Origin of the sequence: Pseudoduganella albidiflava (assembly GCF_004322755.1) — a bacterium.
Classification (GTDB): Bacteria; Pseudomonadota; Gammaproteobacteria; order Burkholderiales; family Burkholderiaceae_D; genus Rugamonas; species Rugamonas albidiflava.
The window spans coordinates 82,925-102,040 of the sequence record NZ_CP036401.1; the positions used below are offsets into that span (position 1 = coordinate 82,925).

Annotated in this window: 19 protein-coding genes; 10 read left to right on the top strand and 9 right to left on the bottom strand. The window is 65.2% G+C overall.

Features of this window, described 5'->3' with window-relative positions:
- Positions 1-288 precede the first annotated feature (288 nt).
- From EYF70_RS00345 to EYF70_RS00355, 3 genes are all read left to right on the top strand, one after another.
- Positions 289-2,913, top strand: a complete 2,625-nt coding sequence (locus EYF70_RS00345) for a TonB-dependent receptor (RefSeq protein WP_131143611.1) — start codon at positions 289-291, stop codon at positions 2,911-2,913.
- 550 nt (positions 2,914-3,463) lie between these two features.
- Positions 3,464-5,365: a pectate lyase family protein gene (locus tag EYF70_RS00350; RefSeq protein ID WP_131143612.1), complete on the top strand. Its 1,902-nt coding sequence runs from the start codon at positions 3,464-3,466 to the stop codon at positions 5,363-5,365.
- Positions 5,366-5,403: 38 nt separating this feature from the next.
- Complete coding sequence (locus EYF70_RS00355; protein WP_165497539.1) at positions 5,404-5,997, top strand: NF038129 family PEP-CTERM protein; 594 nt, start codon at positions 5,404-5,406, stop codon at positions 5,995-5,997.
- A 158-nt stretch (positions 5,998-6,155) separates the two neighbouring features.
- Here the strand turns inward: EYF70_RS00355 and EYF70_RS00360 are convergent, their stop codons facing one another.
- From EYF70_RS00360 to EYF70_RS00370, 3 genes are all read right to left on the bottom strand, one after another.
- Positions 6,156-6,749, bottom strand: a complete 594-nt coding sequence (locus EYF70_RS00360; protein WP_131143614.1) for a fimbrial protein — start codon at positions 6,747-6,749, stop codon at positions 6,156-6,158.
- A 24-nt stretch (positions 6,750-6,773) separates the two neighbouring features.
- Positions 6,774-7,382, bottom strand: coding sequence for a hypothetical protein (locus EYF70_RS00365; RefSeq protein ID WP_131143615.1), 609 nt, complete (start codon positions 7,380-7,382; stop codon positions 6,774-6,776).
- 174 nt (positions 7,383-7,556) lie between these two features.
- A complete protein-coding gene (locus tag EYF70_RS00370) occupies positions 7,557-8,963 on the bottom strand; it encodes a metallophosphoesterase family protein (RefSeq protein ID WP_131143616.1) in 1,407 nt (468 codons plus the stop codon).
- A 101-nt stretch (positions 8,964-9,064) separates the two neighbouring features.
- On the opposite strand from EYF70_RS00370, the gene EYF70_RS00375 reads away from it, so the two are divergent.
- Entirely contained in the window at positions 9,065-9,775 is a 711-nt protein-coding gene (locus EYF70_RS00375) for an HAD family hydrolase (RefSeq protein WP_131143617.1), read from the top strand.
- 54 nt (positions 9,776-9,829) lie between these two features.
- Entirely contained in the window at positions 9,830-10,846 is a 1,017-nt protein-coding gene (gene hrcA / locus EYF70_RS00380; protein ID WP_131143618.1) for a heat-inducible transcriptional repressor HrcA, read from the top strand.
- A 336-nt stretch (positions 10,847-11,182) separates the two neighbouring features.
- On the opposite strand, the gene fur is transcribed toward hrcA, so the two are convergent.
- Positions 11,183-11,611, bottom strand: coding sequence for a ferric iron uptake transcriptional regulator (gene fur, locus EYF70_RS00385; RefSeq protein ID WP_131143619.1), 429 nt, complete (start codon positions 11,609-11,611; stop codon positions 11,183-11,185).
- 132 nt (positions 11,612-11,743) lie between these two features.
- On the opposite strand from fur, the gene EYF70_RS00390 reads away from it, so the two are divergent.
- Genes EYF70_RS00390 through EYF70_RS00410 form a run of 5 tightly spaced genes read left to right on the top strand, consistent with a single transcriptional unit; the run spans position 11,744 to position 14,671 of the window.
- Positions 11,744-12,370 carry an outer membrane protein assembly factor BamE gene (locus tag EYF70_RS00390; protein WP_174800381.1) on the top strand — a complete coding sequence of 209 codons (627 nt, stop codon included), beginning with the start codon at positions 11,744-11,746 and terminating at the stop codon, positions 12,368-12,370.
- Positions 12,371-12,415: 45 nt separating this feature from the next.
- Entirely contained in the window at positions 12,416-13,225 is an 810-nt protein-coding gene (dapB, locus tag EYF70_RS00395) for a 4-hydroxy-tetrahydrodipicolinate reductase (protein ID WP_131143621.1), read from the top strand.
- Positions 13,226-13,240: 15 nt separating this feature from the next.
- Entirely contained in the window at positions 13,241-13,909 is a 669-nt protein-coding gene (locus EYF70_RS00400; protein WP_131143622.1) for a MotA/TolQ/ExbB proton channel family protein, read from the top strand.
- A gap of 13 nt (positions 13,910-13,922) precedes the next feature.
- Positions 13,923-14,345, top strand: coding sequence for an ExbD/TolR family protein (locus tag EYF70_RS00405; RefSeq protein WP_131143623.1), 423 nt, complete (start codon positions 13,923-13,925; stop codon positions 14,343-14,345).
- Positions 14,345-14,671 carry a barstar family protein gene (locus tag EYF70_RS00410; RefSeq protein ID WP_131143624.1) on the top strand — a complete coding sequence of 109 codons (327 nt, stop codon included), beginning with the start codon at positions 14,345-14,347 and terminating at the stop codon, positions 14,669-14,671. Before EYF70_RS00405 ends, EYF70_RS00410 begins: the two co-directional genes overlap by 1 nt.
- A gap of 102 nt (positions 14,672-14,773) precedes the next feature.
- On the opposite strand, the gene map is transcribed toward EYF70_RS00410, so the two are convergent.
- From map to EYF70_RS00435, 5 genes are all read right to left on the bottom strand, one after another.
- Positions 14,774-15,565, bottom strand: coding sequence for a type I methionyl aminopeptidase (gene map / locus EYF70_RS00415; RefSeq protein WP_131143625.1), 792 nt, complete (start codon positions 15,563-15,565; stop codon positions 14,774-14,776).
- Complete coding sequence (locus EYF70_RS00420) at positions 15,558-15,791, bottom strand: ParD-like family protein (RefSeq protein WP_131143626.1); 234 nt, start codon at positions 15,789-15,791, stop codon at positions 15,558-15,560. The genes map and EYF70_RS00420 overlap by 8 nt, the downstream gene beginning before the upstream one ends.
- A gap of 109 nt (positions 15,792-15,900) precedes the next feature.
- Entirely contained in the window at positions 15,901-16,266 is a 366-nt protein-coding gene (locus EYF70_RS00425; RefSeq protein WP_131143627.1) for a VOC family protein, read from the bottom strand.
- A gap of 110 nt (positions 16,267-16,376) precedes the next feature.
- The gene (locus EYF70_RS00430) at positions 16,377-18,230 is read right to left on the bottom strand and encodes an alpha/beta hydrolase family protein (RefSeq protein WP_131143628.1); all 1,854 of its coding nucleotides are present in this window, start codon (positions 18,228-18,230) and stop codon (positions 16,377-16,379) included.
- A gap of 112 nt (positions 18,231-18,342) precedes the next feature.
- The gene (locus EYF70_RS00435; RefSeq protein ID WP_131143629.1) at positions 18,343-19,104 is read right to left on the bottom strand and encodes a helix-turn-helix transcriptional regulator; all 762 of its coding nucleotides are present in this window, start codon (positions 19,102-19,104) and stop codon (positions 18,343-18,345) included.
- Positions 19,105-19,116 lie beyond the last annotated feature (12 nt).

Consider the following 19,116-nt stretch of genomic DNA (forward strand, 5'->3'; position numbering starts at 1 on the left):
CGGAAGGCAATATCCGGCATCGGCAAGTTGCCATTGCGTTACAACGGCGCAACGCATTGACGCATGTAACCAACTTCCCGATGTTCCTTGCACGTGGCTATTTTCCTTATGGATACAAGGACTTGGCCCCGCGCAGCACCGATGTATATCTTTTTCATATAGTTTTCTCCATATTCTTCATTGGCTGATAACCATTTCAGCCACATAAAATTTTTATCAAGAAGTTGATCGATCGACCAGCGCGGCTGGGCCGGCGGCACTTTTCGATAATAACGATACGGAGACTCCATGAAGCTCACCCCCATCGGCGCCCTGGTGCGCGCGCTGTTCCTCGTCCCTGCGGCCGTCGCCACCACGTCCGCAGCCTTTGCGCAGCAGGCGCCCCAGCCCGGGCAGGCAGCGGCCGGCGGCGATACCGCCGTGCAGCAGGTCACCGTGACCGGCATCCGCGCCTCGGTGCGCAGCGCCCTGTCCGTCAAGGAAAATTCCAACAGCATCGTCGAGGTGGTGTCCTCGGAAGACATCGGCAAGCTGCCCGACACGACGATCGCCGAATCGCTGGCCCGCCTGCCGGGCCTGGCCGCCGGCCTGGATCGCGGCAACGCCAGCCAGATCGTCGCGCGCGGCATGGGCGAGCGCTTCATCGGCGCCACGCTGAATGGCCGCGAGCTGGCCTCGTCCGAACCGAACCGCGCGGTGCGCTTCGAGCAATTCCCGTCCGAGTCGCTGTCCGGCGCGGTGGTTTACAAGACCCAGAACGCCGACCTGATCGAAGGCGGCGTGGCCACCTCGATCGACCTGCAGACGGTGCAGCCGCTGAAGTACAAGGGCCGGCAATTGTCCGTCAAGGCCGATGCGCTGTTCTACCCGCTGGCCAACGATGTCGATGCCAAGGCATGGCGTCCGCGCCTGGGCGGCATCTACATCGACCAGCTGGCCGGCGGCAGCGTCGGCGTGGCGCTGGCGGCCAGCTACCAGAAGCAGCCGTCGATCGAGAAGCGCAAGAACCACTGGGCATTCAACGAGAACAATTCCGTCGACATGAACGGCGACGGCAGCGTCGACAGGACGCCGTGGGGCTTCGAGGACGAGATCAAGCGCGGCACCAACGAGCGCGCCAGCGTGCTGGGCAAAGTGGAGTGGAAGCTGAGCCCGGACGCGCACATCACCGCCGACCTCTACTACGCCAAGAACAAGATCCACGAGCCCAGCGTGCAGCACTGGACCGGCGACATCGGCAACTGGGATGGCTGGCAGACGCCGAACTTCTCGAACCTGGACATCCGCGATGGCTACGTGGTCGGCGCCACCGTGCGCGACGTCACCGTATCGACACACAGCACGCGCTGGTTCCAGAACATGAGCAATTTCGCCGGTGGCCTGAACGGCAAGTTCAACGTGGGCGACTGGAAGATCGATGCCGACGTCGCCGTCTCCCGCGCCGACCGCGACAGCCAGTGGGCCGACGTGCGCCAGACCAGCGCCCCGGGCACGCTGAGCTGGGCCTTCACGGGCAACGAGCACCAAGAGTATTCGTTCACGCAGGACACCGGCAACGCGGCGATCTTCGGCGCCCCGGCGCTGTACATCGACGCCGACGGCCACGTCGACGACAAGCTGAACTCGGCCCAGCTGTCGGCCTGGCGCCCGGTCGAACTGGGCCCGGTCAGCCGGATCAAGTTCGGCGCGCGCTTCTCGGACCGTGAGAAGTCGTTCCACCAGACTACCTGGAACCTGGCCACCACGGCCACGGCGCTGCCGGCGTCGTCGTTCGAGACGATCCGTGCGGAAGGCTACTTCCCGGCCCTGATGCTGAACGACTTCGACGGCACGGTGGGTTCGCTGTTCGGCGCGGGCGCGCTGTCGCCGGACGGCCGCGCGCAGACCACCAACGACCTGCTGGCCGGCTGGCGCGTAAAGGAGCGCAGCAGCGCCGTGTATGCCCAGGGCGACCTGGATGGCGAGATGTTCGGCCTGAAATACCGCGGCAACGTGGGCCTGCGCGTGGTGCACACCAAGCAGACCGGCTACGGCATGGAGTCGCGCAACGGCGCGGCGCCCACGGCGCTGGAAGGCGGCGCGTCGTACACCAAGGCGCTGCCGAGCGCGAACCTGATCCTCAACCTGGACGAGGCACAGGAACACCAGCTGCGCTTCTCGCTCGCCCGGGCCATGTCGCGTGCGCCGATGGACGAGATGCGCGCATCGCGCTCGCTGTCGATCGACACCACGCCGGGTTCGAGCCAGCCGCTGACGGGCAGCGCGGGCAATCCGGGCCTGCTGCCGATGATGGCCAACCAGGCCGACCTGTCCTACCAGTGGTACTTTGAAAAAGGCTCGCTGCTGTCGGCCGGGCTGTTCTACAAGAAGGTGGGCAGCTACATCGGCATCACCAGCGACACCACCACGATCGACGGCCGCCAGGCCACCATCACCCGCTCGATCAACGGCGACGGCGGCTATGTGCGCGGGCTGGAACTGGCTTACCAGCAGGCCTTCACGATGCTGCCGGCACCGTTCGACGGCCTGGGCATGTCGGCCAACTTCTCGTACAACGAAAGCAGCATCAAGGAGTTCACCGGCGATTTCCCGATGGTGGGCCTGATGCGGCGCAATGGCGGTGTCACGCTGTGGTACGAGAAAAACGGCTTCGAGGCGCGCCTGCAGGCCAACTACCACAGCCCGTTCGTGCGCATGCCGCGCTGGAACGCCGGCTACCTGGTCGAGAATGCCGAAGAGACCTACGTCTCCGCCAACATCTCGAAATACCTGACGCCGCAACTGCAGCTGCACCTGGGGCTGGACAACATCACCAACCAGCGCGTGATCCACAAGCAGGGCGGCAACCAGTACGTGCAGAACGTGATGGAATACGGCCGGCGCTACAACATCGGACTGGCATACAAGTTCTGATCGCTGCGTAACCCCGTGAAACCGCCGGTGGCCGAAAGGTGCCGGCGGTTTTTTCTTGGCGCGCTGTTGCCAGAAAAACGGTGACAGTCACCATTTTTTCGGAAACATTGCAAAAGAATCGGTGACAGGCTCCGTTTTTCGGGAAATTTTGCAAAAGAATTGGAGCCTGTCACCGTTTTTTGAAACCACCCCAAGTGCAAATTCCGGGGTCAGACCCGGCGGGGTGAAGCAGGGGTTTCGCGAAGCATGCTTCGCGCCTGCGGAACGATGCTGGCATACATGCCAGCATTCCTTCCTGACCCCAGCCCTTCGCCGTTGGGGTGAACGCATGCACTTCAAGGAATCGGAGCCTGTCACCGGTTTTCGGGAAATGTTGCAAAAGAATGGGAGCCTGTCACCGGTTTTTTGGGGCATGCCTGAACCAGCGGTAGTGAAAACGTTTGCAATCATTGTCGTGATTTTATTAAATTAAAAACACTGCGAGTGATCCATTTTTGGTCGAGCCAAATCTATACTGGCCTGACCAATATGACCTTGAAGGAGGCGAAAAATGGAGACACGACGTAGTGCGGGCAACGGAGCGGGAACGCCGTGCCGGGCGGCGCTGGGCATGGTGGCCGCGGCGCTGTTGATGCAGGGGTGCGGCGGCCAGGCGGGCGGCGAAGCCGCCGCGGGGCAGGGCGGCAGCGTGACGATGGCGGCAATGGCCCGGCAGGATGCGGCGCCGCAAGCCGCGCCGGCATGGAACATGGATGCCAGCCTGCATGCCGCCGCGGCCACCGGCTGGGCATCGCAAGGCGCGGGCACCACAGGCGGCGCCGGTGCGCCGGCCAGCAATATCTATGTCGTGCGCAACTGGGCCGAACTGAATGCGGCGCTGGCGAACACCAACAGCCCTACCTATGCCACCGATCCCGCCGCGGCCAAGCGGGAGCCGAAGATCATCCGGATCGTCGGCACCATCTACGGCACCGACCTGGGCAACGGCAGGCTGGCCGACGAGGCCTATTACAAGTCCCTCAACGCCACCGCCGCCAAGTGGGACTTCAACCTGTACCTGCAAAGCCTGGACACGGCCTTCATGGCCGACCTGAACGCCAGGGTGGCGCAGGGCGACCCGGAAGCGATCGCCCTGCGCGCGCGGATATCGGCACTGAGCTCGGCGCGCAGCACGCTGCGCAACCTCCAGAAGGCGCAGATCCAGTTCATCATCCCGTCCAACACCACCATCGTCGGCGTGGGCCGCGATGCCAGGGTGGTCGATGGCTATTTCTCGATCAACGCCACGCCCAACATCATCATCCGCAACCTGGAATTCCAGGCGCCGCAGGACCTGACGCCCAGCTGGGACGGCAAGAGCGCCTGGGATTCCCGCTACAAGGCCATCTCCGTGGTGACCGGCAAGCAGCTGTGGATCGACCATTGCACGCTGAGCGACGGCAACCCCGCCGAGGAAATCGTCACCATCAACGGCGTCACGTCGCACGTCAACCGCTTCGACGGCCTGATCGACATCGAGGACAGCAGCGACTACGTCACCCTGTCGTACAACATCTTCAAGAACCACGACAAGACCAATATGGTGGGCGGTTCGGGCGACGGGAACGGCGCCAAGGAACGCGATTTCAACCGCATCACCTTCCATAACAATGTGTGGGACAACATTGCCCAGCGCGCGCCGCGCGCACGCTTCGGCCGCATCCACGTCTACAACAATTACTACCGGGGCGACACCTCCGCGACAGCGAAATACCGCCTCGGCTACTTCATCGGCATGGGCGCGGAATCGAAGATCCTGTCCGAATCGAATGCGTTCGAGATCACCGGTCCGGAGGCTGGCGCCGCGAAAGTCATGTCGAACCTGAACGGCTACCAGTTCAAGGACGTGGGCTCGTGGATCAATGGCGTGCCCGCCTCCGCCGCGCTGGAAGCGGCAGCCAGGGCGGCGCTGGAGAATAACTGGGCCAAGGTGGTGGCCGCGGCGGCCAGCAGCGGCTTCACGGTGGGGCCCTATACCAATGAGCTGGGCTGGACGCCCACGTACGACTACCGGCCGGGCGCTTCGTTCCAGGAGGTCAAGATGCACAACCTGGCCACTGCCGGCTCGGGCAAGGTGGCGATCGACGGGGCGAACCTGGACGTCACGTCGAGTTTCTCGCTGCTGCGTTCGGGCCTCGCCTGGAACCGCATCACCGGCAAGTACAGCGCCTCCATCACCCTCACCAACACCGGCGGCGCCGCGCTGGCCGGTCCGTTCCAGCTGGTGCTGGACCAGCTCCCGGCCGGTGTCGCCCTCGACAATGCCAGCGGCACCCGCGACGGCGCACCGTACATTACGCTCGCGGCCGACGCCATCGCCCCCGGCGCCTCGGTCACGGTACCGCTGGTCTACAGCAATCCCGGCAAGCTGGCCATCAGCTACACCAATGCCGTCTACGTCGGCTACTTCTGAAAGCGAGGCAACGCATGATGAAAAACCTGAAGCATCGCATGAGCTCGTACTTGGCCCTGTCTTTGGCCACGCTGGCCCTGCTGTTCAGCCACGCCGCCAGCGCGGCGCTCTACCACGTCAGCGTCGATACCCGCGCCTTCACCGGCCAGGCCCTGCTGGACTTTACCTTCCTGGCCAACGCCGGGGCCACGCCGGCCCGCGCCATCCTGGATAATTTCAGCGGCGAGTTCGGCGCCGTGTTCGATGCGTCGCCCCGAGTGACCGGCACGATTCCGGCCGGCGTGGTGCTGGGCAACCAGGACGGCGGCGATTACCTGACCCAATACGTCCAGCTGGGAGGATTGTTCAGCTTCGATATCCGCTTCGACGGCGCCTTCGCCACCACGGAGAGCATCGACGCGTCGCTGTTTGCCGTCACGCTGTACAACGCCGACCTGACCGGCTATATCGGCGATGCGGGCAGCCTGGTCGAGTTCGCGCTGTCGCCCCAAACGAACGGCATCCCGGGCGGCATCAGCGTGGTGGCCTCCAACGAACTGGCCCAGGTATCCGCCGTGCCGGAACCGTCTTCGCTCCTGCTGGCACTGGGCGGCCTGGGCCTGCTTGCCCTGCACCGGCGCCGCCAGTCCTGAAGGACCGCAAGCAAAAACGCGGGCAAAAAAAAGCCGGCTCTGGGAGCCGGCTAAATCCAATTCTCAGAAAGAAGTGGAGGAGACGGGAGTGATTATGATGCGCTGCCGCATATTGATCCACTTTATTTTCAGAATGCCCATCATTCCTCCTGTGAATATCACGGGTTCTTCGTGCAGGTCACCAGGGCATCGGCACGGATCGCATCGCCCATGATGCCGGCGCCATTGGCGATCGTGCAAGTCTGGCCGTCCGGCTGGTTGAAGATCGTCACGCCATACGGATCGCCGACAGCAATGTTGTCGAAACTGGCCGTTGGCGAAGCCACCGTCACCGGCAGCACGGTCGAGCCGTTGATGAGCTGCAGGTTGGCGCCGGTCAGGCCCTTGACGGACACCACGACCGAGTACCGGTTCTGGGTGCAGTTGAGCGCCACGGTGACCGCTTCCATGCGGCCGGCGGTACCCGCGGTGCTCGGCGGATTGCAGGTCATGTGCTGCGGCTGGGTCTTGATCACCACGTTGTAGTTGCTGCCGTATTCGACCGTGCGCGGGAAGCTGAAGTCCGTGGCGCCGACCGGTACCGAGATCACGTCGTCGCCATTGGCCAGTTGCAGGCCCGGGTTCGCCAGCGGCACCTTGTTGCCCAGCGAATCATAGAAGGCGCCGGTGATCGTGAATTCCGACTTGCCGCCGCAGCCGGCCAGCGCCAATGCGGCAGCCAGCACCGCCGTGCCGAAGTATTTTGCTTTCATCTAGTTCTCCAGTTGGGGCGATGTTCAGGACGCGGGCGAAGCGATCGGAGCGCACGAGACCGCGAGATTCAGCTTGTCGCCCGACGGCATCGTGCCGGTGGGGTTGTCCACGGTGCAGAACAGTCCCTCGGGTTGCTGCAGCACTGTCACGCCGTAGGCGGCGCCGTCGAATACCTTGCCGGGGAAGACAAAGTCGGGGCCGGTATTGGGACGGATCGTCACGGTCATGTTACCGAGCGCCAGCACCAGCTGGTCCTGCGTCAGGCCGGTCACGGTGCCGCCCAGCTGGTAGCTGTTGGTTTCGCAAATGACCCTCGGCCGCAGCGCGGTGTAGTAGTTGGCCTTGATGTTCTTGCCCGAGGATTCTTCGACGTCGCACCTGGCAGCGGTAGGCTGAGTCACCACCTCGATATTGATCGTGGAATCCTCGGCGATCAGGTTCGGGAAATAGACCTGGGAACTGCCCACGGCGACGGACACGGTCTGGTCGCCGTTCTTCAGGACCAGGCCTGGCTTGGCCAGGCCTTCGACCGTCACCAGCAGCGTCAGGTTGCCGTTGTCGTCACCGCCGCAGCCGGCCAGCATCGCGGCGCACAGCGCGCCTGCGGTTGCGCGCGCATACATACTCTTCATAACAATAACAATCTCCAAATTGATCGGGGCGGATGCCGGGCGGCGGCTGACCCGGCAGCGGCACGGCCGGGCCGGAAGCGGCGCGTACTGAGCCGGAAGCGGCGCCTATTTTAGTCCATTTGGCAAGCCCGGAGGCGCTAAATCCTTGTAACGACCTGTGTCATGGCCGCGCCTTCACGGCACGCGCGCGACGGCGCAGGACGATACACGCCCCTGCAACTGGCAGCGGTTGCGCACATTGCCGCCGCGGTCGTGCACCGCCACCTGCCAGGTATCCGGCCCGGTGCGTTCCATCGTCATGAAGCCGAAGCCGCCCTGCCAGGCGCTGAAATGGGCGATCACGGCGCCGGGCGCCGGCTGGATGGCGGACACCTCTTCCGGCAGCGGCACCACATCCTCCATGGTGCCGGAGAAACCGGCCACGAACTGGCTCGGATGGCTGGTCTTGAAGCTGGCCTGTTGCCACATATGCACGTGGCCGGACAGCAGCGCCTGCACGCGGGGCGGCAGCAGCAGCGGATTGACCGAGCCGAAGCTTTGCTGCAAGCCCGCGTCGCCCAGTTCCAGGCGCAACTGGCTGGCCTTGTCGAGGCTGGCGCCGAAGCCGAGCACCGGGTGGTGGTTCGCCAGCAGGTTCCAGGTGGTGCGCCGCGACAGCGTTTCAGCCTGCACATAGGCGTCGCGGTAGCGCGCGAAGCCGGTATCGCCCGGCTGCAAGCCCCGCCACGACGTGGCAGCCGTGTCCACCACGAGCAATTGCGCATCGCCGCCCAGCGGCACCGCGTACGGATCGCTGTAGTTGCCGATGGCGTCGTCGGCCTGCGCATTGCAGTCGCGGCCGGCCTGCAGCGGGCGGGGATCGAGGAAGCGCCACCAGCCTTGGCCGGCGCGGGTGCAGCTTTCATGGTTGCCGCGCACCACCACCCACGGAGCGGCCCGCAGCAGGGGCTCGGCGGGCCGGAAGAAATCCTCGCGCCAGGTATCCCAGCCATAACCCCACGGGCTGCCGGCGCAGCCCGCGTTGCCGTCCGGGCAAGGATTCTCGCGATAGTGGTAGTCGCCCACGTGGACCACGAGGTCGGGCTGCCAGCGGGCCGCCGCTGCCGCCACGCCGGCGAAGGGGAACTGCTCCGTATCGTTGCAGGCTTGCCAGGCATGATCGGCCTTCTTCAGGCGGCAGCCCGTGTCGCCGATGACGACGATGCGCCGCGCCTCGTGCCGTGGCAGCGGCAGGGGGCTGCCGGCCAGGGCCGCCCGCTGCGTGTCCGCCGGCAACGGCGCTTCGCACGCGAGCACCGGAAATGCCGACGGCTTCGAATCGGCCGGAGCCGATGCGGTCGGCCGCTGCGCGATCGTGGCCGGGGCGGCGCGGACCGACATCGGCACCGGCCGGCCATCCACGTCCAGCGTGGGGCAGGCCGCGGCGACGGTGATCACGCGGGCCGTGGCGGCGCCTTCCTCGCCCAGGACCACGTAGCTGGAGAGCACGTCCGGCGGCAGCGGCGCGGTGGTGGCGCAGCCGGCGAGGAGAGCCGCGGCAAGCGCGGCAGGCAGGAGCGATGGAACAGGCAGCAGACGCATGATGACCCCGGTTCGATGTCAGTCCGCTAATTTAGCACCAAGTAAATACCAAAGCGACAGCATCCCGGGCCTTTCCGGCCGGGCCATGCGACAATGGCGCCATGAACGACATCGCACGACCCAAAGCCATCCTGTTCGACCTGGACGATACGCTGTGGCCGATCGGCCCGGTGATCGCCGAAGCGGAACGGGGCCTGCATGCCTGGCTCGCCGAACACGCGCCGAAGGTGGCGCAGGCCTTCACGATCGAACAATTGCGGGAACAGCGCATGGCGTTGCTGGCGGAAAAGCCGGAACACCACCTGGACCTGATCGGCCTGCGCCGCGCCGCGCTCGAAGCGGCGTTCCGGCACGTGGACGAAGACCTGGCCCGGCTCGACGGGGCGATCAGGCATTTCACGGCGGCCCGCAACACCGTGGAGCTGTACCACGACGTGCTGCCCGGCCTGCAGCGCCTGGCCGAAAAGGTCACCCTCGGTTCGGTCTCGAACGGCAACGCGGACCTTGAAGTCATCGGTCTCGCCCACCATTTCAAGGTATCGCTGGCGGCCAGCCGTTTCGGCAAGGCGAAACCCGACCCCGGCATCTTCCTGGCGGCGTGCGAGGCGCTCGGCGTGGCGCCCGGCGAAACCGTCTACGTGGGCGACGACCTGCGCCTCGACGTGGAAGGCGCGCAAAAGGCGGGCCTGCGGGCGGTGTGGATGAACCGCACGGGCAGCACGGCCCACCTGGAAGCGGGCATCGTGCCCGACGCGATCTGCCGCGACGTGGGCGAGCTGATTGCGTGGCTGGAACAACAGTTAGCCGATTGAATTCCCGGCGCGCGCCCCGCGGTGCATAATGAAAGCCTAGCCTGTGAAACGATCATGCAACTCGATACCCGTGCCCAAACCCTGCTCAAAGCCCTCGTAGAGCGCTATATCGCCGACGGACAGCCTGTCGGCTCGCGTGCCCTGTCGAAGATTTCCGGCCTTGACCTGTCGCCGGCCACGATCCGCAACATCATGGCCGACCTGGAAGAACTCGGTTATGTCGCCAGCCCCCACACTTCCGCCGGGCGCGTGCCCACGCCGCGCGGCTACCGCATCTTCGTCGACACGCTGCTGACCGTGCAGCCGATCGACGAGCGCGATGTCGAATCCAGGCTGCGCCCGCAGGCGCAGCCGCCGCAAAAGCTGATCGCCACCGCGGCGCAGATGCTGTCGTCGCTGTCCCAGTTCGCCGGCGTGGTGATGAGCCCGCGCCGCGAATCGGCGTTTCGGCAGATCGAATTCCTGCGCCTGGGCGAGAAACGCATCCTGCTGGTGATCGTGGCGCCCGGCGGCGACGTGCAGAACCGCCTGCTGCTGACGGACGTCGACTACACGCCGTCCCAGCTGCAGCAGTCCGCCAACTTCATCAACCAGCACTACAGCGGCCTGGCATTCGACGAGGTGCGCACGCGCATGCAGGGCGAGCTGCGCCAGCTGCGCGACGACATGGGCCGCCTGATGCAGGCCGCGGTGGAGGCGGGCAGCGAAGCGATGGCCGATACCGGCGAGGACATGGTGATTTCCGGCGAACGCAACCTGCTGTCGGTCAGCGACCTGTCGTCGAACATGACGTCGCTGCGCCAGATGTTCGACATGTTCGAGCAAAAGACCGGCCTGATGCAGTTGCTGGACGTGTCCTCGAAGGCTTCCGGCGTGCAGATCTTCATCGGCGGCGAATCGACCCTGGTGCCGCTGGACGACATGAGCGTGGTCACCGCGCCGTACGAAGCCAATGGCCGCATCGTCGGCACGCTCGGCGTGATCGGGCCGACCAGGATGGCGTACGAACGGGTGATCCCGATCGTGGACATCACGTCGCGGCTGCTGTCGAACGCGCTGAGCCAGAACTAATCGAAGCTCACCCCAAGTGCAAATTCCGGGGTCAGGAGGGAATGCTGGCATGCATGCCAGCATCGTTGCGCAGGCGCGAAGCAGGCTTCGCGAAACCCCTGCTGCACCCCGGCGGGGCAGAGCAGGGGTTTCGACGAGCACTGCTCCTCGCCTGCGTAGCGGTACCGGCATGCATGCCGGTACTCCTCTCTGACCCCAGCCCTTCGCTGTTGGGGTGAATGCATGTGCTTTCAATGTATTGCGTGACGCTTAACTTAACGGCATAGGGTCTGTCCCCGGTGCATAGTCGCGCCGCATGAAAAAAACGGCCCTCGCGGGCCGTTTTGCTGTCAGGCATTAATGCCGGTGCGGGCAATTCTCCTTCGTGCAGCTGCCATAGATCGCCAGCGCATGCTCGGCGATCCTGAAGCCGCGTTCGGCGGCGATGCGCTGCTGGCGGGCTTCGATTTCCTCGTCGACGAATTCCTCGACGCGGCCGCAATCGAGGCACACGAGGTGGTCGTGGTGGGAACCCTGGTTCAGTTCGAAGATCGCCTTGCCGCTTTCGAAGTGATTGCGGTTCAACAGGCCGGCCTGTTCGAACTGCGTCAACACGCGATAAACGGTGGCGAGACCGACGTCCATATTGTCGGCCAGCAAGATCTTGTAGACATCTTCGGCCGTCAGGTGACGCACGGAACTGTTCTGGAAGATGTCGAGGATCTTCAGGCGCGGCAGGGTGGCCTTCAGGCCGCTGGCCTTCAGGTCGGTGGGGCTGTTACTCATGTTCGGTAGTCGGTTTAGGCTGGAGTGCTTTATGATATAGCGTTTCGGCACTTCCGCTCAATCGATTTGAGGTCACTTATGCGCGTCACCCCAGCGTCACCGTCGTCCGTCCCGCCTGCTGTCTTGCCAGTCATGAATCAGCTGAAATCCCGCGTACCCCTGCTGGCAGCGGCTGCTTGCGTGGCGCTCGCACTGGGCGGCTGTGCCGGCAAGACCGTGCTGGGGCCGAAAGAAGGCGCGCAGGTGGCACAGCAGGCCAACCCGGTCGTCGATCCGGCGCAGGGCGCCGTGACCACCAAGGCATCGCAGATCCAGCGCTTCATGTGGTTCTTCTCGCCGTACCGTCCCGATATCCAGCAAGGCAACTTCGTCTCGAAGGAAATGCTGGCGCAACTGAAACCGGGCATGACGCGCGACCAGGTGCGCTTCATCATGGGTTCCCCATTGCTGAACGACATCTTCCACGAGAACCGCTGGGATTATCCGTTCCGCTTCGCGCGCGGCGACGGCGAGCTGACGACCAGCAGCGTGGTCCTGCATTTCGACAAGGAAGGCAAGCTGGAAAAGTTCGAAGGCGGCGAGCTGCCGACCGAGCGCGAATACATCGCCCGGATCGCTGGCCCGATCAAGCAATTCCAGAAAGACGAGAAGCGCAACAGCGAGAACCAGCCGGCCGCGCAGCGCGCGCCGCTGCCGAGCGGCCAGGATTCGGGCAACCGCAACCCGGTCGAGATCAGCACGCCGCCGGCCGGCCAGTAAAGTCAGCGAAAAAGCACACCAACAAGAACAACACAGGATAACCCCATGACCACACTGAACATCGCCATTGCCGGCGCCGGCGGCCGCATGGGCCGCATGCTGGTGGAAGCCGTGCTGAATGCCGATGACCTGCGCCTGTCCGGCGCGCTCGGCATCGCCGGCAGCGACGGCCTGGGCCAGGATGCCGCGGCGTTCCTGGGCAAGGCATCCGGCGCGATCGTCACCGCCGACCTGGCCGAAGGCTTGCGCGGCGCGGACGTGCTGATCGACTTCACCCGCCCCGAAGGCACGCTGGCGCACGCCGAATACTGCGCCGCGCACGGCGTCAAGCTGGTGATCGGCACCACCGGCTTCGACGATGCCGGCAAGGCCGCGCTGAAGGCGGCCGCCGAAAAAACGGCGATCGTGTTCGCGCCGAACATGAGCGTGGGCGTCAACGTCACGCTCAAGCTGCTGGAACTGGCCGCGAAAAGCCTGTCGACCGGCTACGACATCGAGATCATCGAAGCGCACCACCGCCACAAGGTCGACGCGCCGTCCGGCACCGCGCTGAAGATGGGCGAAGTGATCGCCGACGCGCTGGGCCGCGACCTGAAGGAATGCGCCGTGTACGGCCGCGAAGGCGTGACCGGCGAGCGCGATCCGTCGACGATCGGCTTCGCCACCATCCGCGGCGGCGACATCATCGGCGACCACACCGTGCTGTTCGCCGGCACCGGCGAGCGCATCGAGATCAGCCACAAGTCCAGCAGCCGCGCCGGCTATGCGCAAGGCTCGCTGCGCGCCTCGCGCTTCCTGGCCGACAAGGCCACCGGCCTGTTCGACATGTACGACGTGCTGGGCCTGAATACCTGATCCCGCGCCGGCGCGATGGAACACTTCACCTTCGCAGGATACTGGGAACGTGGCGACGCGATCAGCCACGCCATCGCCTGGCTGCTGCTGGCGATGTCGCTGGCGAGCTGGTTCTTCATCCTGTCGAAAGGGCTGATGTCATGGCGGGTGCGCCGCAGCGCGCGCGTGGTGCAGCGGTTCTGGGATGCGCCCACGCTGGCCGACGGCGTGGCGGTGGTCTCGGCGGGTGACGCGGAAGGCATCTACCTGGCGCTGGCCGAGCAGTGCACGGTCCCGGCGCCCGATGGCAAGGGCAATTCGCTCGGCACCGCGGTGGGTCGTTCCGAACAGGTCACGCGGCTGTTGCGCGATGCGATCCACCGCTCCACGGTGCGGCTCGAATTGGGCCTGACATTGCTGGCGTCGATCGCTTCCACCGCGCCGTTCGTCGGCCTGCTGGGCACCGTATGGGGCATCTACCATGCGCTGGCGGCCGTGTCCTCGTCCGGTGCCGTGGAAATCGACAAGGTGGCCGGCCCCGTTGGCGAAGCGCTGATCATGACCGGCGTGGGCCTGATGGTGGCGATCCCCGCCGTGCTGGCCTATAACGGCTTCAACCGGGTCAACCGCCTGACGCTCTCCGAGCTCGACGCGTTCGCCTACGACCTGCACGCGTACCTGACCCAGGACGCGGCGAAGCGCTGAACGGAGCTTGGCAATGGCATTCGGCGGATTCAACCATCACCGGCAAAAGGAATCGATGGCCGACATCAACGTCACGCCGATGGTGGACGTGATGCTGGTGCTGCTGGTGATCTTCATCCTCGCCGCGCCGATGTTTACGCACGCGGTGAAGCTCGACCTGCCGAAGGCCCAGGCATCCGGCGCGCCGCAGCCGGCGGACGCCGTGCGGATTTCCATCGATGCCGCCGGCACCGTGTACTGGAACGAGGAAGCCGTGCAGCCGGCCGAGCTGCAGCCGCGCCTGGCCGGCGCCGCGCGGCGCGACCCGCAACCCGAACTGCAACTGCGCGCCGACCGCGCCACCCGCTACGAAGCGGTGGCGCAACTGATGGCGGCGGCACAGCAGGAAGGCTTGACGAAGCTGGTCTTCGTCACCGACCCGAAGGGAAATGAATAATGGCCAGCATCACCCTGGACGGCGCGGCGATCCGCGACGAAGCAAGCTTTCATGCCGCCAGCCGCGCGGCATTCGGTTTCAACGACCATGTGGCGCCCACGATGGATTCGTGGATCGACGCCCTGTCCTACCTGCGCGATGAAGAGGGCATGACGAAGTTCCGGCTCAAGCCGAACGAAGTCCTGGAAATCGCCATCACCGGTTCGGCGGCGATGAAGGCCGCGGTGCCGGACCTGCTCGAGGAAATCGCCTTCTGCATCGGCGGCATCAACGAGCGCTACGAGGATTACGGCGAAAAGCCGGCGCTCAAGCTCGTGCTGAAGTAGGCCGGCCGCTGGCCTCAGGAAGCTGGCCTCAGGAAGTTGGTCTCAGGAAGCTGGCTTATGGAAGCTGACCGGCGGCCGCTGAACAGAGGCCGCCAGTTCGGGTCACTGCGCCTTTTCGCCCGGTGCCAGGGTCAGCACGTCGAAGCCGGTGGCCGTCACGGTCACCATGTGTTCCCACTGCGCCGACAGCGAGCGGTCGGCGGTCACCACGGTCCAGCCATCGGGCAGCGCGCGGGTCTGGTGCTTGCCGGCGTTGATCATCGGCTCGATCGTGAAGATCATGCCCGGTTCCAGCTTCAGTCCCATGCCGGGGCGGCCATAGTGCAGCACCTGCGGATCTTCGTGGTACACCATGCCGATGCCGTGGCCGCAATAGTCGCGGACCACCGAAAAGCCGGCGCTTTCCGCCACCACCTGGATCGCATGGCCCACGTCGCCCAGCGTGGCGCCCGGCTTCACGGCGCGGATGCCGGCCCACATGGCGTCATACGTCACTTCGCACAGCTTGCGGGCCGCCTTGCCGGGATTGCCCACGTAGTACATGCGGCTCGTGTCGCCGAACCAGCCATCCTTGATCACGGCCACGTCGATGTTGATGATGTCGCCGTCCTTCAGCACCTTCTTCGGCGAGGGAATGCCATGGCATACCACTTCGTTGACGGAGGTGCAGACGGTCTTCGTGAAGCCGGCATAGCCCACGTTGGCTGGAATCACCTGCAGCACGTTGACGATGTAGTCGTTGCACAGCTTGTCCAGGTCTTCGGTGCTCACGCCCGGCTTCACGTGCGGGCCGATCATCGTCAGCACATCGGCCGCCAGCTGGCCGGCGACGCGCGACAGTTCCACCTGTTCCGGCGACTTGATCAGGATGGCATCGCTGTTCTTCTTACGCATCGTGCAGCGCCTCTCCTTTTACCGGCGTCAGCCGAAGAGGGCCCTGGCCGGTCTCGCCGCGCAGCAGCAGCTGGCACAGGTCGCTGTAGTTCAGGTCGGGGTTGGTTTCGGCCAGCAGGCCGATGCGCAGCCAGTGCTCGGCCTGCGCATTGATCGAGCGGCTCAGTGCGCCGCTGGCGATGCGCAGGTTCTCATGCATCTGGTCGGAGATTTTTACGATGCCCATGTTGTCCTCAATATACGGTCCATATACGGAACGCATATTACCACAGCTCGGGCAGGCGATATACGTTCAATGTACGTTCCATGTATCGAACGTATATCGCCAGGGCCGCTCAGCGCACGGCTTGCGGATCGAAGTGGGGGTTATGGATGAGGGCCAGCACGTTGCCGAACGGGTCCGCCAGTTCGGCCACCCTGATGCCGTCGCCCACATCCTGGATGGCCGAGTGCGTGCTGGCGCCCAGGGCGAGGATGCGGGCGACTTCGGCCTCGATGTCGTCGACGCCCCAGTAGACTTCCACGCCGGACTTGCCCGGCTCGCCATCCGGCGTCAATCCCAGTTCGAAACCGCCGATGGCGAAGCCCACGTAGAACGGCTGGTCGAAGTACGGCGCGGCGCCGAACACTTCGCTGTACCACGCCTTCGCGGCGGGCAGGTCTTTCACGGGGTAGATGGCGGTGCGCAGTCCCTTGATCATGGTGTTCTCCTTCGGGTTGTCGATCGCGCCATCATGCCATCGAGGAACGGCAACGGATTGGAAAAATGGAAGGCGCGCGGACGGCGGCGCCGTGGGGCCGCCGTCGTCCTTCATTTGTTGCCGATCTGCCTTGCGAGGAAATCCTCGATGCGGGTCCACAGGTCGATGCGGTTCTTCCGGGTTTTCCAGTCGTCGACGCTCGATGTGTATTCCAGCCACTCGGCCTGCGCGTTGCCGGCCTTCAGTGCCTGGTAAAAGCGCAGCCCGTCCTTGTACGGCACCGCTTCGTCGTCGGTACCGTATGCCAGCAGGGCGGGGCGCTTGATGTCCTTCAGCCTTGCATCGTCCGGATTTTTTCCATAGGTCGTCATGCCGGACCAGCTGATGCCGCACTGGAAGGTATCGGCATCCCTGAGCAGGGCCATCATCGCCGCATAGCCGCCATAGCCGGTGCCCGCAACGCAGACCCTTGCCGGGTCCGCATGGCCGGCCGCCACGGCCCATTTCACCGCATCGGCAATGTCATCCTGGACGGCACGGCCGGACTGGCCGATGCCGGCTTCGGCATGGGCGCGACCGAATCCCTGCACCCCGCGCGGTTCCGGCTGCAGGACGGCATAGCCGCGCGAAGCGAGGAACTGGACTTCGGCATTCCAGAGCCAGTGGCCGCTGCGCTTGTGCGGCTGGGCGCCCACGAGTACGACGGTCGGCAGGCGCTTCGGCACGGCGACCTTGGGCAAGGTCACGAACACGGGAATGCGGCGCCCGTCGCGCGCCGGGTAGCGCTCCAGCGTCATCGGGGCCATCCTCGCCGGATCGATGCCTGGCGTGGTACCGCCCAGAAAAAGCTGCTTGCCCGTGTCGGTGTTATGGAGAAGATAGGTATGGTCCTGGATATCGGCATAACTGTCGACAAGCACCCAGGGCGTTTCGCTGGCGCGGCCGCGCGAGATATTGTTCACCATGCCCGGCAGCAGCGCGTCGACTTCCTGCTGGACCGCTTTCATCCGTTCGTCGTGCCAGACGGTGACATCCGCATCGGTGGTGAACCGGAAGCCCAGCAGGCGCGTGTCGTTGACGATGGCATCGCCGCCCGTGTCGAAGCCGGGCGCGTTGATCACCGGCTTGGCTTCGAGGGCATTCCTGGCCAGGTCGAAGCGGTAGATGCCCGCCTCGTCGGTGCCGTTGCGTGCGCTGACGTAGAGCGTGTCGTCCACGTACAGCAGCGGCTCGAAGCTGGAGGCGTCTCGTTCGTCCCGGCTGTCGATCTGGCGCCAATCCCCCTTGTCGAGAAAGAACGTCACATTGCGGCCATTGCGCAGGGCCGTGGCGACGCGGGTGGTGCCGTCCACGTCGACCAGCGAGCGATAGGTTCCGTATGGCGCCTTGACCGGCTGGCGTGATCCGGTGCGGGCATCGACACGCATCTGCGTCTGCCTGCCATCGGCGATCTCGACCGCCTGCACGTATTCGCCTTTCTTGAACGGGAAGCCGTGAACGGTGAACTGTGCATGCGGGCGGTTGTCGCCGGTGTCCCCTTCGGCGAACGAGCGCTTGCGGACGAGCGTTTCCGACAGTACGGTGCGGTTCTGGCCGTTGCGGTCGACGGCGAACAGCCCCGGTTTGCCGACGTCGCCGCCATGATCGACATTGATCACGGTAAATGCAAGGCGGTTGTCGCTGAGCCAGTAAAACATGTCGACATCGGCATTGCGGAAGTTGGCGACCGCTGTCGATTCGCGCCCGGCCGGGTCATAGACGGCCAGAAAGGTACGGCCGCTCTCCGCCAGCAGGCGAACCGCCACAAATTTTCCGTTGGGCGACAGCTGGGCACCGGTGGTGGCCGACTTCTGGAAAAAGCTGGCGACCGGGATGGATGCGGAAGCCGGCGCGTCGCCCGCCACCGCGCCAGCGGGCAGCAGGGTGCCGCAAGCCAGTGCCAGGCTACACAGGATTTCTTTCATGTTTTTTAATTGTTGTCATCGAAGAAACGAACGATACCGCAGCCCGGTCGCGCGGGCAAATTCCAGCGATGGCACGCAGGGGCGCCACCGCAACCTGCTCGGCAAGTGCCGTTCAGCGATGCCGTTCCAGGGCCGGCGTGCTGTCGGCAAAATCGCGGAAGTCGCGGACCAGGTGCGACTGGTCGAAGTAGCCGCAATCGGCCGCCAGCGCGGCAAGGTCGCCATCGCGGTCCGGGGCGCGCAGCAGGGCCAGGGCGCGCCGGAAGCGGCAGATGCGGGCAAACAGCTTGGGGGAAATGCCCACCTGCTGGCGAAACTGCAGGGCGAGGTGCTGGCGCGAGAGGCCCAGCCCGTCGGCCAGCGATGCCACGGTCAGCGCGCCGTGCGCGGCTTCCAGCGCGGCCACGGCCCGCATGCCGAGCGAGGCCGCCGGGGTGCCATCCGCCGCGGCCAGCCGCCGCAGCAACTCACGTTCGACCAGGGCAATGCGCTGCCGGTCGGTCAGGTCGTCGGTCCACAGCGCGTCGTCGAGGCGGTCGGCCAGCGAGCGGCCCCACAGGTCGGCCAGCTGCGCGCGCGCATCCGTCAACGGGTGCAGCGGCGCGCCGAGGAATGCTCCGGCCGCACCGGGCCTGAACCGCACCGCCACCGTGCGCACCGGCCGGGCGGCCGGCACCAGGAACGAGGCGCTCATCATGCCTACCGCATACGCCTGCCGGCCATCGTCCTGCCACAGGATGTCCACGCAATTGTCCGGCAGCACGCGGTGGACATGCGGGGCGGACGCCGACACCGGTGCCGCCACGCGCGCCGTCCACAGGCACGCCACGTGCGCCCGCAATGCAGGATGCGGCGGATACTCCCGGTAAATCATGGCGTGCTCCCG

Coding starts and splice junctions, on each gene's coding strand:
- map (WP_131143625.1), bottom strand. CDS start 15,565: ATGCGTAAGAAGAACAGCGATGCCATCCTGATCAAGTCGCCGGAACAG.
- EYF70_RS00405 (WP_131143623.1), top strand. CDS start 13,923: ATGGCATTCGGCGGATTCAACCATCACCGGCAAAAGGAATCGATGGCC.
- EYF70_RS00410 (WP_131143624.1), top strand. CDS start 14,345: ATGGCCAGCATCACCCTGGACGGCGCGGCGATCCGCGACGAAGCAAGC.
- EYF70_RS00390 (WP_174800381.1), top strand. CDS start 11,744: ATGAATCAGCTGAAATCCCGCGTACCCCTGCTGGCAGCGGCTGCTTGC.
- EYF70_RS00360 (WP_131143614.1), bottom strand. CDS start 6,749: ATGAAAGCAAAATACTTCGGCACGGCGGTGCTGGCTGCCGCATTGGCG.
- EYF70_RS00345 (WP_131143611.1), top strand. CDS start 289: ATGAAGCTCACCCCCATCGGCGCCCTGGTGCGCGCGCTGTTCCTCGTC.
- EYF70_RS00430 (WP_131143628.1), bottom strand. CDS start 18,230: ATGAAAGAAATCCTGTGTAGCCTGGCACTGGCTTGCGGCACCCTGCTG.
- EYF70_RS00375 (WP_131143617.1), top strand. CDS start 9,065: ATGAACGACATCGCACGACCCAAAGCCATCCTGTTCGACCTGGACGAT.
- EYF70_RS00420 (WP_131143626.1), bottom strand. CDS start 15,791: ATGGGCATCGTAAAAATCTCCGACCAGATGCATGAGAACCTGCGCATC.
- hrcA (WP_131143618.1), top strand. CDS start 9,830: ATGCAACTCGATACCCGTGCCCAAACCCTGCTCAAAGCCCTCGTAGAG.
- fur (WP_131143619.1), bottom strand. CDS start 11,611: ATGAGTAACAGCCCCACCGACCTGAAGGCCAGCGGCCTGAAGGCCACC.
- EYF70_RS00425 (WP_131143627.1), bottom strand. CDS start 16,266: ATGATCAAGGGACTGCGCACCGCCATCTACCCCGTGAAAGACCTGCCC.
- EYF70_RS00400 (WP_131143622.1), top strand. CDS start 13,241: ATGGAACACTTCACCTTCGCAGGATACTGGGAACGTGGCGACGCGATC.
- EYF70_RS00370 (WP_131143616.1), bottom strand. CDS start 8,963: ATGCGTCTGCTGCCTGTTCCATCGCTCCTGCCTGCCGCGCTTGCCGCG.
- EYF70_RS00435 (WP_131143629.1), bottom strand. CDS start 19,104: ATGATTTACCGGGAGTATCCGCCGCATCCTGCATTGCGGGCGCACGTG.
- EYF70_RS00350 (WP_131143612.1), top strand. CDS start 3,464: ATGGAGACACGACGTAGTGCGGGCAACGGAGCGGGAACGCCGTGCCGG.
- dapB (WP_131143621.1), top strand. CDS start 12,416: ATGACCACACTGAACATCGCCATTGCCGGCGCCGGCGGCCGCATGGGC.
- EYF70_RS00365 (WP_131143615.1), bottom strand. CDS start 7,382: ATGAAGAGTATGTATGCGCGCGCAACCGCAGGCGCGCTGTGCGCCGCG.
- EYF70_RS00355 (WP_165497539.1), top strand. CDS start 5,404: ATGAGCTCGTACTTGGCCCTGTCTTTGGCCACGCTGGCCCTGCTGTTC.